Source organism: Idiomarina sp. D18, assembly GCF_057748155.1.
Map to the genome: position 1 here is coordinate 1,314,515 of NZ_CM173240.1, position 15,385 is coordinate 1,329,899.

General features: G+C 47.6%; 15 protein-coding genes. 5 read left to right on the forward strand and 10 right to left on the reverse strand.

Features of this window, described 5'->3' with window-relative positions; translation table 11 throughout:
• Positions 1-63: 63 nt before the first annotated feature.
• Entirely contained in the window at positions 64-957 is an 894-nt protein-coding gene (locus AC3AP5_RS06320) for a gluconeogenesis factor YvcK family protein (RefSeq protein ID WP_287830880.1), read from the forward strand.
• Here AC3AP5_RS06320 and dcd read toward each other — a convergent pair.
• The gene (gene dcd / locus AC3AP5_RS06325; protein ID WP_006955996.1) at positions 954-1,541 is read right to left on the reverse strand and encodes a dCTP deaminase; all 588 of its coding nucleotides are present in this window, start codon (positions 1,539-1,541) and stop codon (positions 954-956) included. The genes AC3AP5_RS06320 and dcd overlap by 4 nt on opposite strands.
• A 16-nt stretch (positions 1,542-1,557) precedes the next feature.
• Positions 1,558-2,583, reverse strand: a complete 1,026-nt coding sequence (locus AC3AP5_RS06330; RefSeq protein ID WP_487327267.1) for an Mrp/NBP35 family ATP-binding protein — start codon at positions 2,581-2,583, stop codon at positions 1,558-1,560.
• An 89-nt stretch (positions 2,584-2,672) separates the two neighbouring features.
• Here AC3AP5_RS06330 and metG point away from each other — a divergent pair, with 89 nt between their 5' ends.
• Entirely contained in the window at positions 2,673-4,715 is a 2,043-nt protein-coding gene (metG, locus tag AC3AP5_RS06335; RefSeq protein WP_487327268.1) for a methionine--tRNA ligase, read from the forward strand.
• Between the two features lie 9 nt (positions 4,716-4,724).
• Here metG and AC3AP5_RS06340 read toward each other — a convergent pair whose 3' ends face one another.
• On the reverse strand, positions 4,725-5,009 hold the full coding sequence (locus tag AC3AP5_RS06340) for a PilZ domain-containing protein (RefSeq protein WP_286681823.1): 285 nt from the start codon (positions 5,007-5,009) through the stop codon (positions 4,725-4,727).
• A 93-nt stretch (positions 5,010-5,102) separates the two neighbouring features.
• Between AC3AP5_RS06340 and hspQ the strand changes: the two genes are divergently transcribed.
• Positions 5,103-5,426 carry a heat shock protein HspQ gene (hspQ, locus tag AC3AP5_RS06345; protein WP_487327269.1) on the forward strand — a complete coding sequence of 108 codons (324 nt, stop codon included), beginning with the start codon at positions 5,103-5,105 and terminating at the stop codon, positions 5,424-5,426.
• A gap of 65 nt (positions 5,427-5,491) precedes the next feature.
• Positions 5,492-5,860: a histidine triad nucleotide-binding protein gene (locus AC3AP5_RS06350; RefSeq protein WP_006956003.1), complete on the forward strand. Its 369-nt coding sequence runs from the start codon at positions 5,492-5,494 to the stop codon at positions 5,858-5,860.
• A 1-nt stretch (position 5,861) separates the two neighbouring features.
• Here the strand turns inward: AC3AP5_RS06350 and AC3AP5_RS06355 are convergent, their stop codons facing one another.
• Positions 5,862-6,344 (reverse strand): hypothetical protein, encoded by a 483-nt coding sequence (locus AC3AP5_RS06355; protein WP_487327270.1) that lies wholly within the window; start codon positions 6,342-6,344, stop codon positions 5,862-5,864.
• A gap of 3 nt (positions 6,345-6,347) precedes the next feature.
• Positions 6,348-8,147, reverse strand: coding sequence for a gamma-glutamyltransferase (gene ggt / locus AC3AP5_RS06360; RefSeq protein ID WP_487327271.1), 1,800 nt, complete (start codon positions 8,145-8,147; stop codon positions 6,348-6,350).
• Between the two features lie 70 nt (positions 8,148-8,217).
• Here ggt and rrtA point away from each other — a divergent pair, with 70 nt between their 5' ends.
• Complete coding sequence (rrtA, locus tag AC3AP5_RS06365) at positions 8,218-8,802, forward strand: rhombosortase (RefSeq protein ID WP_487327272.1); 585 nt, start codon at positions 8,218-8,220, stop codon at positions 8,800-8,802.
• Here rrtA and AC3AP5_RS06370 read toward each other — a convergent pair.
• Genes AC3AP5_RS06370 through hppD form a run of 5 tightly spaced genes read right to left on the reverse strand, consistent with a single transcriptional unit; the run spans position 8,799 to position 15,172 of the window.
• Positions 8,799-11,294: an alpha/beta hydrolase family protein gene (locus tag AC3AP5_RS06370; RefSeq protein ID WP_487327273.1), complete on the reverse strand. Its 2,496-nt coding sequence runs from the start codon at positions 11,292-11,294 to the stop codon at positions 8,799-8,801. The two genes, rrtA and AC3AP5_RS06370, sit on opposite strands and share 4 nt — an antisense overlap.
• A gap of 11 nt (positions 11,295-11,305) precedes the next feature.
• Positions 11,306-11,944 carry a maleylacetoacetate isomerase gene (gene maiA / locus AC3AP5_RS06375; RefSeq protein WP_040488041.1) on the reverse strand — a complete coding sequence of 213 codons (639 nt, stop codon included), beginning with the start codon at positions 11,942-11,944 and terminating at the stop codon, positions 11,306-11,308.
• A 2-nt stretch (positions 11,945-11,946) separates the two neighbouring features.
• Positions 11,947-12,969, reverse strand: coding sequence for a fumarylacetoacetate hydrolase family protein (locus tag AC3AP5_RS06380; RefSeq protein WP_487327274.1), 1,023 nt, complete (start codon positions 12,967-12,969; stop codon positions 11,947-11,949).
• 6 nt (positions 12,970-12,975) lie between these two features.
• Positions 12,976-14,106, reverse strand: a complete 1,131-nt coding sequence (locus tag AC3AP5_RS06385) for a homogentisate 1,2-dioxygenase (protein WP_272978238.1) — start codon at positions 14,104-14,106, stop codon at positions 12,976-12,978.
• A complete protein-coding gene (hppD, locus tag AC3AP5_RS06390) occupies positions 14,099-15,172 on the reverse strand; it encodes a 4-hydroxyphenylpyruvate dioxygenase (protein ID WP_006956011.1) in 1,074 nt (357 codons plus the stop codon). Before hppD ends, AC3AP5_RS06385 begins: the two co-directional genes overlap by 8 nt.
• Positions 15,173-15,385 lie beyond the last annotated feature (213 nt).

The following is a 15,385-nucleotide window of genomic DNA, read 5'->3' on the forward strand; positions in this document are numbered from 1 at the left end:
TTAAATGCGCTATCGTTTTACATATTCTTTTATCATGCATCATACCACTGCTGGGTTAATTCAATGCAACTTTCAACGCTGAAACGCGTTACTGCCATTGGCGGCGGCCATGGTTTGGGCCGTGTACTTTCGTCATTAAGGTTTTTAAAACATCGCCTAGTCGGGGTAGTGACCACAACAGACAACGGCGGTGCGACCGGTCTTTTGCGCCAATCTCATGATTGTATCGCGTGGGGCGATATTCGTAATTGCTTGTCGCAATTAGTTGAACAACCCTTAGCCGCTCAGGTACTTAATTACCGCTTTACTGGCGAAGACCCGCTCGCAGGTCATAACTTTGGTAATTTGCTTCTACACACACTCGATCAAGTCAGTGCCCGGCCCTCCGATGGAATTCGCTTGCTTAGCCGATTGTTAAACGTTGACACCCGGTTACTTCCCATGTCGGAATGCCCAACGGATCTTATGGCACTGACGCACGATAACATGGAATGCCACGGTGAAATTCTAATCGATAGCTTGCCGCAATTACCACGTTCTTTGAAACTGACGAATAATGCGGTAGCAACACCTGAGGTCGTTCGTCATATAAGCAAAAGTGAGTTGGTGATTCTGGGACCGGGGAGCTTTCTAACCTCGGTATTACCACCGCTATTGGTGCCGCAAATTGCTCACGCACTCGCCAACACACAGGCTTACGTCGTATTTATTGATAACCTCGCACATGAGAAAGGTCCTGCAGGGTCGTTGTGCGTGAGTGAAAAATTACGATTTTTGGAACATCATGTGGGTGCGCCAGTAGTCGATGCCGTGTTAACTAACTTCCATGATGCTTCACTCACGATTCCGCAACTCGGTGAGTTAACATCGGATAAAGACGTCTACTATCGGCACGATACTGGCGTTTTATTAGCTCAACTTGAACAATTACTCGGTCATCTCAGAACGGCGGCTTAGCCGCCATCAGCTGAAATCCTCGAGGCGACAGCCCCTTGTTGATCTTTATATTTAGCATCTGCGCGCTTGTTATAAGGGCGTTCGCAAGGGCCGCTCAATTGTTCAAAGCTGATCGCACCAATCTTCATTCCCGGACGCAGCGCTAACGGCAACTTCCCACCATTATAGAACTCCAATACAATCTGCCCCTTCCAACCGGGATCAATGCGATGCGCGGTGACATGTACCATCAAGCCCAAACGCGCGAGCGAAGAGCGTCCATCAAGCCAACCTACCATGTCATCCGGCAAATGAATCGATTCGTAGGTAACCGCCAAAGCAAACTCACCAGGATGGATAAAAAACGCTTGATCGGGCTTTAGTTTAATCTCATCACTCATGACTTCATGAATAGCCGCCTCAATATCTGCACGCGAGCCACTGATATCAATATATGCTGCAGCATGATCCTGCAACACACGAAATTCACTACCGAGGTGAATATCGAGCGTGACCCCCGAGATGTTCTGCTTGCTTGGAGCAGGCTCGATACCGATTCGACCCTCGGCTAAGGCATTTTCTATTTCACGATCCGTTAAGCGCATAACATCCCCTTTTTCCTTAATTTTTCGCCGAATGCGACTTCAGATAATAAAGCTCTGCTACTACTCGTTGAGCGGTATGCCGCTGAACTTCTGTCAATTCTAATTGATGTTGCTTTTGTAATGCGTCCAGTTGCGCACCAAATTCCGGCGTCAATGGCCATTGGCCTAGTTCGGCGACAGCATGGCGATGAGCCAGCTTTAATCCGCCGCCTTGTCCAAACAAATGCGATTGCGTGCCACAATGACCGCACTCAAAGTAACTCATGTTTTCTAGGACACCAATCAAGGGTATCTCAAGCCGCTCAAACATGCCGACACCTTTTTCGGCATCTTTAAGTGCGACATTCTGTGGCGTTGTAACAACCACCGCTCCTGTAACGGGTAATTGTTGCGCCATCGTCAGTTGAATATCGCCTGTACCGGGTGGCATATCAACGATCAAATAGTCCAATAAGCCCCAATCAGTGTCGTTAAACAACTGTTGTAACGCCCGACTGGCCATCGGTCCACGCCAAATAGTGGCGTCGTTATCATCGACTAGATAGCCAATCGAATTGGCGACTAGGTCTTCATACTGAATAGGCTGAAACTTATCGTTTTTTACTTCTAGCTTATGATCCGGCTGACCCAACATCGTGGGTATTGAGGGTCCATAAATATCAGCATCGAGCAGCCCAACACGCGCACCCATCCGACTGAGCGCAATGCCTAAGGATGCGCTCACGGATGACTTCCCAACACCACCTTTGCCAGACGATACCACAATAACATTGCCGGTTTTCATGGGTTGGTCAGGTTTGCTGTTGGCGAGCCGTTGCACCTGGAATTTAAGGGTCCATGTCCACGTTCTTAATTCAGCGTCATCATTGATAGCGTTCAATAACGATGACTTTTCAATCGCGAAAGGAAACGTTAACTCGACTGCCTGCGCGTCATTATCGATGCATAACCAATCGGTTGGAATACCGTGTTCGCAGGCAGGATGGGCTAAATCAGACAGTAAGGCTGCCAGTTGTTCATTTTTTGCTGAAAACGACTTCATCAGCCACCTCTTGGCTCTGTGTATCATGCGTATCCTATGATAATATTTAGCATTATCTAATCATAACACTGATGGAAGCTAATTCTCGCATGAGCCACACTGATCGTAAAATTTTGGTGACAAACGCGTTGCCCTACGCGAACGGTCCAATTCATATTGGTCATCTTTTAGGCTATATCCAAGCGGACATTTGGGTTCGTTTTCAAAAACTCCGGGGTCATGAATGCCACTATATGTGCGCTGATGACGCACACGGCACGCCGATTATGCTCAAAGCGCAACAGCTAGGTATCACGCCAGAGCAGATGATAGGCGATATGCAACGTTCGCATGAAGCAGATTTTGCGGGTTTTAATATCGGCTTTGACGACTATTACACAACCCACAGTGAAGAGAACAAAGCGTTAGCAGAAACCATTTACCAACGTCTTGATGACGCCGGTCATATCAAGACTGAAGTAATTGAGCAGCTGTACGACCCTGAGAAGAAAATGTTCTTACCCGATCGCTTCGTAAAGGGTGACTGTCCAGAATGCGGTGCTGAAGATCAGTATGGCGATAATTGTGACGTTTGCGGTGCGACATATGCCCCAACAGACCTCAAGAATCCGCGTTCTGTGGTGTCCGGTGCGACACCCGAGTTACGCCAATCAGAACATTACTTTTTCGACTTGCCTGCATTTGGCGACATGCTGAAAAGCTGGACGCGTTCTGGTTCACTACAGGGTGAAATGGCGAATAAGTTAAACGAATGGTTTGAACAAGGTCTGCAGCGTTGGGATATATCGCGCGATGCGCCTTACTTTGGTTTCAAAATTCCAGGCACCGAAGATAAATACTTTTATGTCTGGCTAGATGCGCCCATTGGCTATATGAGTAGTTTTAAGCACTACTGTGATACAACCGGCAACGCCAACTGGGACGACTACTGGCAAGCTGATAGCACCGCAGAAGTGTATCACTTTATTGGCAAGGACATTATTTACTTCCATAGCTTATTCTGGCCAGCGATGCTAAAAGGTGCTCAGTTCCGTCAACCGACTAACGTTTGGGCGCACGGCTTTATCACCGTCAACGGCACTAAAATGTCCAAGTCTAAGGGGACCTTCATCAAAGCAAGAACCTACTTAGACCATTTAAACCCAGAATACTTGCGTTATTACTTTGCAGCCAAATTGACGAGTCGCATTGACGACTTAGATCTTAACTTGACTGATTTCGCCCAGCGAGTGAACTCCGACTTAGTCGGCAAAGTGATTAATATCGCCAGTCGCTGTGCCGGCTTTATTACCAAAAAATTCGATGGGAAGCTTTCGGCGTCGGTCGCTGACTCCGCTCTATTGGAAGATTTCCAAAATGCGGGTACTGAGATCGCTGAACTCTATGAACAGCGTGAATTCTCTAAAGCAATGCGTGAGATCATGACGCTGGCTGATCGCGCAAATCAGTACATTGCCGATAAAGAACCGTGGCAGCTGATTAAAAATCCTGATGCGGCCAGTGAAGTGCATGATATTTGTTCACTTGGTATCAATTTATTCCGCATCTTGATGGTTTATTTAACACCGGTAGTACCTGAACTATCCAAGTCGGTTCAGCATTTCTTAAATGACCAATTTTCGTGGGATAGCCACAAACAAGTGTTAACCAACCATCCTATTGATAAATTTAAGGCGTTAATGCAGCGCGTAGAAATGAAGGATATTGAGCAGATGTTAGAAGACTCAAAAGAGCAACAAGCGGCGAACGAATCGCCAGCAGTTCACGCCGAGCCCAATGACGAGCTCACCAAAGAACCTATTGCAGAAACCATTAATTTTGATGAGTTCGCAAAAGTTGATTTGCGCGTGGCACTGATTGTTAATGCTGAGCACGTTGAAGGCGCAGACAAACTGCTGAAATTGACATTGGACTTGGGCGGTGAGCAACGCCAAGTGTTTGCGGGAATAAAATCGGCGTACGCACCTGAGAAATTGATTGGCCAACACACTGTTATGGTTGCCAACCTGGCTCCACGTAAAATGCGTTTTGGTTTATCAGAGGGGATGGTACTGGCCGCCGGTCCTGGTAAAGATGAAATTTATATCTTAAATCCACACGAAGGCGCTAAACCCGGCATGCGCGTCATGTAGATCGTCAGGTTATGACACATCGATGAGCTTACATCCATGTTCGTAACCTTCGTCACCGGCATCGTCAACGCGAACGACCATGCCGGTGGCTCGTAAATCTGCAATTCCGCCGCCTGCGGCTTTTACCACTACATCAAAATGTGTTCCCACATTTAGTCGCTCAGGTAAAATTAACAGAACACCGTGTGCACTCAAGTCACTACAGGCGCCTGATACTCGCCGCCCATCCAACTCGATTGTCGCCGATGTTCTGACCGGTACTCGTCGGTCGCTTCGTTTATCGTCATCATGCATGAGCGCACCTCGATCATGTTTTATTATTTACATTCAGGAATAGCACAGACTTGCCGATAATAAAATATAATTACACGAGTAGGGTGAGAAAAAGTGGCCTGTAACAAGCAAAGCTCGGTTGTTCGAGCGTCCTTTAATTTAGGGCAACCCATAAAGCACTGCCTATACGGCTATGAGGGTGTTATTGTCGATGTTGACGCAGTATTTAGTTTGAGCGATGAATGGTACCAACAGCGGGTTCTATCCGGCGCCGAGAAGCAACAGCCGTGGTATCTTATTTTAGTTAAAAACTCATCGATTCAAACGTATGTTGCTGAAAGTTGTTTAATCCCATTAGCTGATCGCAAAACCGTAAACCAGTCGTTATTGCGTCAAATTAGTGCGCCCGCATTGGCCGGCTTACAAAAACACAGTTGATCCATTGCCCTACCAACGACCTAAATGTACCATGAGGGTAACAAACTTATAAGGGATATAAGGTTATGGTAGAAGAAACGATTTTCACCAAAATTATCAATCGCGAGATTCCTGCGGATATTGTTTATGAAGATGATCACGCGCTCGCTTTCAAAGATATCAACCCGCAAGCCCCCGTACACTTATTAATTATTCCAAAGAAAGCCATTGCCACCATCAATGATATTGAAGAGGAAGATGCGGGACTTGTAGGGCATCTATACTTGGTCGCGAGTAAGCTTGCGGTTCAATTTGGCTTTGCAAAAGACGGCTACCGCTGTGTGATGAACTGCAACGAACATGGCGGCCAATCAGTTTATCATATCCACTTGCACCTACTTGCAGGTAAACCACTTGGATGGCCGCCGTACACAGACACACCCAAGCAAGTCTAGATTATGGTCGGTAACGTGGGTCAAGTATTTGATCCACTAACCAACCCTCTTTTTCTCTGACAAGGACAATGTCACGCCGATCTTTAACCTGCTCTCCGTTATAAGTTCCTTGGAAAACTAATGTCACTCGTTGTTCATTTTCGCGGTTCAAATATTGCGTAAACGATGTTGGGTCAATCTCTATCTCTACGCTATCAAAATAACGATTGAGGACATAGCGCTGTATCGCGCTCGCGGAGCCATAATGGGTTAACAACTTAGCCAGCCTATCAGTTGTAAAACTCTTGGCTTTGTTAATATCCCCTTCGCGATAAATCGCATAATAGAAACTCAATGCCGCGTGCATTTTACTCTGATTTTCTTGACTCGTTTTGTGCCCCATTCTATCGGTATAGGTCTCTTGGTTGGCAGGCTCGCAACCTACCAACCCAAGCAATATCACGATAGCAGCAACATTAGACGATATTTTTAATAGATAACTCACGAATTATTGACCCATTACGATCCCTTCGCGACGAGGATCTGCCCCGCCTCGCAGTTGGCCGTTGGGCAAGCGGGTAATGCCGTGAATACCGCTATTCAAGTCGATAACTTTTATTTCATGGCCTCGTTTTTCTAATACCGCTTTCAAGGTTGCAATATCGCGCCCTTTTTCCAAGGCTGTGTAGTCATTCCGGTTAGTCACATGACCCAAGTCAATGGCCTGTTGCATGTTAAGATTCCAGTCAATCAAGCCAACCAAGGTTTGCGTAACATAATTAATAATTCGACTACCCCCCGGAGATCCCAACGCATGAACGACCTGGTCGCCCGATTGATTTAACACAATCGTTGGTGACATTGAACTGCGCGGTCGTTTACCAGGCTGCACACGATTCGCAATTTTACGTCCAGCTTCATCCATCGGCGTCAGTGAAAAGTCAGTCAACTGATTATTTAAAATAAAGCCTTCAACCATCACCGTTGAGCCGAACGCCATTTCGATACTCGTGGTCATGGAAATCACATTGCCTTCGCTATCGACGATTGACATGTGGCTCGTGTTAGGTCGTTCGTAAGCAATATCTTGTTGGTACTCAGGTTTGAGATATAAGCCCGGTTTCGCCTTAACCATATCTTCACGCCCGATCTGTTTCGCGCGTTTGCTTAAATATTCATCATTGAGCATCCCTTCCACTGGCACCGAAATGAAATCTGGATCGGCGATCCATTGGTTACGATCAGCAAATGCTAAGCGCGACGCCTGCGTAAAATAATGAGCAAATTCTTCGCCATTCACCTGCCACGATGAAACATCATAGTTTTGCAAAATACCCAATGTCTGTAGCGTCGTTAGACCGCCAGAGCTAGGCGGACCCATACCACAGACCTGATACTGGCGATAAGCATCACACACAGGTTCTCGAATGACAGCCTGATACTCGGCTAAGTCCTTGGTGCTCAAGACGCCTGGCGCAATAGCACTATGCCGTACGGCATCAACAATTTTTTCAGCCAAGGGACCTTGGTAAAAAGCATCGGCTCCTTGTTCGGCTATCAAGCTCAGGCTTTCAGCATAATCCTTGTTGACCAATGTGGAACCCGCTTTAACAGGCTCTCCATTGGGAAATAAATAGTTGGCAATGATTGGCAGTTTCTTAACACCAGGATTAATCTCACTCTTAACGAGTTTGGCAAGTCGGGGGGAGACTTCGAAGCCTGTTTCCGCCAAATCGATGGCGTCTTTAAACAGCGGCTGCCAATCCAACTTTCCCCATTTATCATGCGCCAACTCTAAACCACGCAGTACACCTGGGGTGCCCACTGAACGCCCGCCGACCACTGCCTCAATCCAAGGTGGTGCGTTACCGTCTTGGTCAAGAAACAAAGCTTCCGTCGCCTCTTTAGGAGCCGTTTCGCGAGCATCAATGGTATACAGTTTTTGTTGCTCGTTATCCCAGTAAAGAATAAACGCGCCGCCACCGATCCCAGAGGATTGTGGCTCGGTTAAACCTAACATGGCTTGTACTGCGATAGCGGCATCAACAGCGCTACCACCTTCTTTTAACACCTTATAACCTGCCTCGACTGCATGAGGGTTAGCAGCGGTGACCATAAACTGATCCGTTACGACCGCTTTTTTATCCGCAAACCCCGTAGCCATCTCAGGCTCACGCGCTTCTTGTTTCGGTTCTGAATCTTGTGGTGCAGCTGTTGCGCTGGCACCGGATTGAGCGGGTGAGCAAGCCGCGAGTAAAGCAGCCGCGATAGACGATAAAATCCAATGCGAGGTATTAATTGACTTCATGATAGCCCTAACATCTGGTACAAGTAGTGACTTCTATCATACGGAGCTACAGGGTAACAGGCAAACGCTTATGAATAAAAATCAGTCACTCACTAGTGGTGCGATGGCCGCCGCACTCATCATTTGTATTTCGGCGATTATCCAATGGCTGCCCGGTCATGACTTGCTCGCATTTAATAGTGCTGAATTGAGTGACAGGATTTGGAGTTTAGTAACAGCGCCCTTGCTCCACCTAGGTTGGAATCACTGGCTATTTAATATGGCTGGACTCGCATTGGTCGTCGGCATTTTTAATGACCAATTCGATATGCGTCAGTTATTCAATAATTACCTGCTGATCAGTGTAATAAGCGGTGGCCTGCTATGGCTGTGGCCAGAGACGATAGAATATGTCGGATTATCGGGAGTACTGCATGGTTTGCTTTTAGTGTGCCTCATCAATGCGACACTCAAGCAGCCTTGGTACCTCGCAGTCATTGTGGTTTTACTGGGTAAAGTAATTGCAGAGCTAGCAGGCTTTAGACCTGACCATTTTGTCGGCCCGGATGTCGCCTTGATTCATGCAGCCGGCATGATTGCTGGCGGAGTGACTTGGTTCCTGCAACGGCGTCGGTTAGCTGACGCCGTAAACAGGCAGAAAACACAGCAGGATTAATCCTGCTGTAAGTTTTCCTCAAACAGCTTGTAGATACGACGGTATTCGTTTAACCAACTCTCCGGCTGACGGAATCCGTGCGGCTCCACGGGATAAATCGCGGTTTCCCAGTCGGTCTTTTTCAACTCAATCAAACGTTGCACAAGGCGTACGCTGTCTTGGAAGAATACGTTGTCATCCACCATCGGTGAGTTAATTAACAAGGCGTCCTCTAAACCGTCCGCATAGTAAATGGGTGAGCTACGGCGATAAGCAATCGCATCATCCTGCGGTAGGTTAAGAATATTGGACGTATAACCCGTGTTGTAATGTGCCCAGTCAGTCACTGGACGCAGCGCCGAACCGGCTTGGAATAGCCCAGGTTCTTTAAATAGCGCCATAAAGGTTAAGAAGCCACCATACGAGCCACCATAAGTACCCATGCGCTCGCCATCAACGTTCACATTGGTTTGTAGCCAATCCGTTACGTCGACCAAATCTTCAACCTCAGGTGTGCCCATTTGGCGATAGATAGCGGTGCGCCAATCACGTCCGTAACCTTTCGAACCTCGGTAGTCGAGATCGGCAACGACATAACCTTGCTTGTTAAGGAAGCTATGGAACATAAACTCACGGAAATAGCCGGACCAGCCCATATGCGCGTTTTGCAGGTAACCCGCGCCGTGAATAAAGACTACTGCTGGATACTCTTCAGCACGTTCGGCATCAAAACCTTCCGGCTTATATACTCGCGTATAAATCGGTTCATCTACGTGGGATGAAGCAATTGGCACGATTTCCGGCGCGGTCCAGTCGATACTTAAGAATTTCTCAGATACGGTGTGAGTGAGGCGCTGCGCTTCATCTGTCGCGTCAGCATTCTTGACGTAAAGCTCAGGCGGCATCAAAGGAGTCGAATACGTGAGTAATAACCGTTCACTCGTTGGACTTAATTCGTAGCCCGTCATTCCACCTAAGTCTGTGAGCTGTTCGGGCTCACTTGAGCCATCTACTGCAACACGGTAAATCTCATAAATACCGGGGTGAGGTTGATTGGCTTGAAAGTACAACTGACTGCTATCAGTCGATAGTGTCGGTGTTTCAACCACGTATTGGCCTTCAGTTAACTGCGTGGTTTGTTGATCAAGATCACGCGCATATAGGTGTGAGTAGCCATCCGCTTCGGACATAAACCAAAGCGTATCTTCATCGACCCAACCAAACTCATTGTGTGTGTAATTAATCCACGCATCGTCGTGTAAGCGATCTTGTTGCTCTAACTGTTTGGCGCCGAAGTCGACGGTCGCAATCCAACGATCCTTGTTGTCCCAAGCTTCGAGCATGACGGCCACTTCCGAACCTTCTTCGTTCCACTGAATCGCACCGTTTTCCCAGCCCCAGTCAGCCATCAACTGAATAGCACGTGGTTCTTTTTTGCTTTCGTATGACTGCCCTTCCGCCTTGGCATTCTCAGCTTTTACTGCGGCCAATACGTCTTCGTTCCAGCCGTCGAGTGTGTTGTAGGTCAAACTCGTTTGAGTATGCTTCTGCAGATCCAGCAACACTAACTGATGTTGCTGAGGTTTTGCATCGGCGACACGGCGACGCACTTTCTCCGGCTCAATGCGGCCATCTTCAGTGATGTAGTTCGGCATGATATCGCCGTCATCGCGCCAACTCTGTGGCTCGGACATAGCAACCAACAGGTAACGTCCGTTCGGCGACAGGCGTCCATCGACCCATTGCATACGTTTATCAAGATAAAACGCCTGCGGCGCTAATGTGTCATTTTGTTGCTGTAACTGCTGCTGATATTCAAACTGTTCGGCACGATTTTTACGCTCTTTCTGTACGAACTGAATCAGCTTCTGTTCTTCCTTAGCGATATAGTCAGCCGGCGCTTCATTAGCTTGTGGTTCATCAGCGAACTGGATATCAGCGATTTGCTGTGACAAACCTGAACGCACGTCGATACGAAAGAACTGCTGACCTTGTTGATAGCTTAGCGAACCATCCGCCATTGCTTGAAGGTTGTGCTGACGTTCGCTATCACGTGTGAGTTGCTTCACCTCACCATTACCAAAACGGACAAACACATTACCTTTATAGGTGTATGCTAACCAGTCACCCGCCACGGACGATTCTTTTTCGTCAGCGATATATAGGTGTTGCTCTGAGAGTGGCACAGCCTGCGGTTTTCCTTGTCCACCCTTGATTATCATTAAGTCGCGAACTTCGCTACCTTCACGCTTTTGGTAGAACAAGATATCTTGACCGTCTAAGCTCCAAAACGCGTTTTCAGGAAAACGACCCATCCAGTCGGGATCAGCCATGATTTGCTCAAGGGTAAGTTCAGCCACGCCTTCAGCCGAAGCCAGTGGGTCTGCTTTTAAAGTCGCGGGTGTGGGCGCTTTATGAGTGGTTGTAGATTGCGCAACCGTGCTTTGAGTGGATGCGCAAGACGCAGTAACGAGCGCCGCGCTCAGTGCGATCACCAAACGGGATTTTTGCATACTGATTTCCTTTATTGTGCGTCGGGTTGATTTTCCGGTAAGGCTTGTTGAACCGCATCCAGTTTTAACAAATTGCTGTGCACACGCACTAGATTTGGATAGTCGTCTAGCGGCACGTTAAATCGGAGCGCATTGTATACCTGCGGCAACAAACAAATATCCGCTAATGTTACCGAATTTCCAAAGCAATAATCACCTGCATAATCGGCAAGACGCTGTTCAAATGCGGTAAAGCTCTTCGTAACCCAGTGGTGGATCCATTCAACTTTCTGTTCATCACTGCATTTAAGCGTGCCCGTCAAATATTGCAATACACGCAAGTTGGTTACGGGTTGCAGCTCACACGCTAGATCATAGGCGAGCGCACGCACTTGCGCTTTGGCAACATGTTCCGTGGGTAACAAAGGATTATCGGGGTAACAATCATCGAGATATTCGAGAATGGCTAGCGACTGGTTGAGTTTTACGTCACCGTCAATCAATGTCGGGACGAGTTCAGAAGGGTTTAGTTTCCGGTACGCTTCACTATGTTGCTCACCGCCATCTTTGACTAGGTGAACCGGATGATAAGTATAGTCGCACTGTTTAAATGCGAGTCCTAAGCGCACACGAAAACTGGCGCTTGAGCGCCAGTATCCGTAAAGTTCCATCATTATTGCGGTCCTTTGTATTGCACCACTTTTTGGTCGATAGCGCCGAAGATCGACTCGCCATCGGCGTTTTTCATTTCAAAATGAATGGTATCACCAAAGTCCATAAACTGGGTTGTGGGCTGTCCGTCACGAATAGTTTCGATCATACGCACTTCTGCAATACAGCTATACCCTACGCCACCTTCGGCGATCGCTGTCCCATGATCGGTGCCCTGCTTATTGGATACTGTACCTGAACCAATGATTGCACCGGCACCCAAATGACGAGTTTTTGCTGCGTGAGCAACCAACTGCGCGAAGTTAAATGTCATGTCTTCGCCCGCGTTCGGTTTACCGAAAGGCTTTCCGTTGTATTGTGATAACAGCGGTAAATGCACTTTGCTGTCTTGCCATGCGTCACCCAACTCGTCCGGCGTGACGGCAACCGGCGAAAATGCAGATGAGGGTTTGCTCTGGAAAAAGCCGAAGCCTTTACCCAGCTCACCCGGAATCAGGCCACGTAAAGATACATCATTGACCAACATCAATAATTTAATGTGTTGGCTGGCATCTTTGGCTTCAATCCCCATAGGGACGTCGTCAGTGATAACTGCGATTTCGCCTTCGAAATCGATGCCCCACTCATTACTTGCCATCTCAATATCATCGTGAGGCGCGAGAAAATCATCTGAGCCCCCTTGATACATCAAAGGATCTTCCCAAAAGCTCGGTGGCATTTCAGCGCCGCGTGCTTTACGTACCAACTCAACGTGATTCACGTAAGCGCTGCCATCAGCCCACTGATAAGCCCGTGGTAGCGGTGACTCACATAAATGCTGCTCAAATGTCACAGACCCTTCAACATCACCTTGATTCAGTGATTGATAAACCGCGTCAGCTTTTGGCGCAAGCTCGTCCCAGTTATCAACGAGCTCTTGCATACAACTCGCGATGGCTGGAATGGCTACTGCTTTGGTTAAGTCACGGCTGACGACCATCAGCTGGCCGTCGCGCGTACCATTTCGATAGGTTGCTAGTTTCATATTGTTTTACTTCTCCTTCCAACTGAACACGTAGTCGGGATTCTCAACACTCATTGCCGCGTCGGATGCTTCTAATGCATCGCGCGTGTCGAGCATGACTGCGACTTCATCGGTGAATTTCTTTTTATGTTCTAGACCCGCTTTAAAGGCTTTTGGATGCGGTCCGTGGGTAAAGCCTGCCGGATGAAAGGTCACCATACCACGATCGATGTTGTCACGACTAAAGAAGTCGCCTTCGTGATAGAACAACACTTCGTCATAATCATCATTATTATGATAAAACGGAACTTTAAGTGCGCCTGGGTCACTCTCGATTGGACGCGGAACAAAAGTACACACGACAAACCGCTCAGCAACAAACGTAGTGTGCGCTGAGGGTGGCAGGTGATAACGATGACTCATCAGTGGGCGAATATCACGCCAATTAAGTCGAACCGGTGCCAAATCGCCATGCCAACCCACCGCATCCAGCGGATTAAACGGATAGGTAATCACCGAAACCTGCTGGTGACGTTTGACGAAAGTTTGCGTCTGCTCTTCGCTATATTGTGCCTTAAAGGCATCATCAATCGCCGGTGTATCCAGTACCGCCGGATCGAAAATCGCGTGGTTACCGACCAATCCCTTTTCAGGTAACTGATACGCACCATTAGTCGCTTCGATCATCAACAGTTGCATAGGCTCTTCGGGCTCAATGCGCCAGCTCGTTGAGCGTGGAATGAGAAAGTAGTCGCCTTTAACCAGCTTGATATGCCCGTAATCGCAAAATACATGACCACTGCCCTCATGAACAAACAGCAAGTCATCACCATCGGCATTGCGCACCAGGTAGTTCATCTTGCTTTGGCAGTGCCATAAACGAAACTTACAGTTAGCGTTCTCAAGCAGATTATTTACCAACCACGGGTTTTCTTGGTCTAGGTCTTTCAATTGATTAAAGTCGAAGGCGCGCGGACGCAACGGTCCTTGCCAATCTGACCAACCTGTCGGTGCGTGCTGATGATGGAAATGAGTAGCAGGGCCGAAGAATCCACTTCGACCCGCTTCACGTTCATACATCGCCTGCTCAGGAAAGTCAGCATGAGCCTGTCGTGAATGCGCGCCTTCCTGTTTGGGAAAGCTGATCCACTTACGCATCGCTCAACACTCCTCGACGAATTTGGTCTTCTTCGATACTTTCGAATAAGGCTTTGAAGTTACCTTCACCAAAACCTTCGTTACCTTTACGCTGAATAATTTCAAAGAACACAGGACCAATCACGGTTTGGGTAAAGATTTGCAGCAAGATGCCATCTTTCATCGGCGCGCCGTCGATCAAAATACGCTGGTCGCGAAGTGCCTCAACGTCTTCTTCATGACCTTCTACGCGCTCATTAATTTTCTCGTAGTAAGTATCAGGCGTATCCATGAACTCCATGCCGATACTGCGCAAATCTTTTACCGTTTTATAGATATTGTCACTGGTCAATGCAATGTGTTGAATGCCTTCACCGTTATACTCGCGCAGGTATTCCTCGATTTGCGATTTGTCGTCGTGCGATTCGTTAATAGGGATACGAATTTTGCCGCACGGTGCAGTCATTGCACGGCTTAACAAGCCCGTGAGTTTACCTTCGATATCGAAATAGCGGATCTCACGGAAGTTACCGATACGCTCGTAGAAGCCAGCCCAAGTATCCATGTTGCCGCGGAATACGTTGTGGGTAAGGTGGTCAATTTCATATAGACCTGCGGCATGTGACGACATTTTTTCTTGCCAGTCAGGATAGAATTCAAAGTGGTCAGTATAAACGGCCATATCCTGATAGTTATCGATAAAGTATAGAGCGCTCTCGCCAATACCGTATACCGCGGGGATGTCTTCAATCACGCCTTGGTCAGCTGGGAATGCTTTCGCACCATTATCTAACGCATGCTCGAGCGCTTTTTTTGCATCCGCCACACGCCATGCCATACCGCATACACTTGGGCCGTGCTTTTTAGCGAATTCCTCGGCTTGCCCACCCACTTGTGAGTTGATCACGAACTGGATATCGTTTTGCTTATACAGCCACGCTTCTTTGCTTTTATGCTTAGCCACTTCGGTGAAGCCCAACTTATCAAACAAGTCTTTAAGAGCTGCGATACCTTTGGCATCAGGGGCAGTGTACTCAACAAACTCAAAACCGTCGGTGTTGAGTGGGTTATAATTCATATCGCTCATAACTACTTCCTTCTGTATTCGATTACATGGGTGTTTTTTTGTTTTGTGTAATCGTTACTTTAGGGGGGTTAGTTAAATTGAGCGAGTAAAGCGTAAAAACTACCCATCGTTGCGCCACGTCAAACTTTGTAACCTTTTATTTACAAAAAAAGAGAGCGCGTTAAGACGCGCTCTCCTCATGGACTTTGATAAATAAGTCGTAAACTTAATTGT

Coding starts and splice junctions, on each gene's coding strand:
- AC3AP5_RS06320 (WP_287830880.1), top strand. CDS start 64: ATGCAACTTTCAACGCTGAAACGCGTTACTGCCATTGGCGGCGGCCAT.
- dcd (WP_006955996.1), bottom strand. CDS start 1,541: ATGCGCTTAACGGATCGTGAAATAGAAAATGCCTTAGCCGAGGGTCGA.
- AC3AP5_RS06330 (WP_487327267.1), bottom strand. CDS start 2,583: ATGAAGTCGTTTTCAGCAAAAAATGAACAACTGGCAGCCTTACTGTCT.
- metG (WP_487327268.1), top strand. CDS start 2,673: ATGAGCCACACTGATCGTAAAATTTTGGTGACAAACGCGTTGCCCTAC.
- AC3AP5_RS06340 (WP_286681823.1), bottom strand. CDS start 5,009: ATGCATGATGACGATAAACGAAGCGACCGACGAGTACCGGTCAGAACA.
- AC3AP5_RS06350 (WP_006956003.1), top strand. CDS start 5,492: ATGGTAGAAGAAACGATTTTCACCAAAATTATCAATCGCGAGATTCCT.
- ggt (WP_487327271.1), bottom strand. CDS start 8,147: ATGAAGTCAATTAATACCTCGCATTGGATTTTATCGTCTATCGCGGCT.
- rrtA (WP_487327272.1), top strand. CDS start 8,218: ATGAATAAAAATCAGTCACTCACTAGTGGTGCGATGGCCGCCGCACTC.
- AC3AP5_RS06370 (WP_487327273.1), bottom strand. CDS start 11,294: ATGCAAAAATCCCGTTTGGTGATCGCACTGAGCGCGGCGCTCGTTACT.
- maiA (WP_040488041.1), bottom strand. CDS start 11,944: ATGGAACTTTACGGATACTGGCGCTCAAGCGCCAGTTTTCGTGTGCGC.
- AC3AP5_RS06380 (WP_487327274.1), bottom strand. CDS start 12,969: ATGAAACTAGCAACCTATCGAAATGGTACGCGCGACGGCCAGCTGATG.
- AC3AP5_RS06385 (WP_272978238.1), bottom strand. CDS start 14,106: ATGCGTAAGTGGATCAGCTTTCCCAAACAGGAAGGCGCGCATTCACGA.
- hppD (WP_006956011.1), bottom strand. CDS start 15,172: ATGAGCGATATGAATTATAACCCACTCAACACCGACGGTTTTGAGTTT.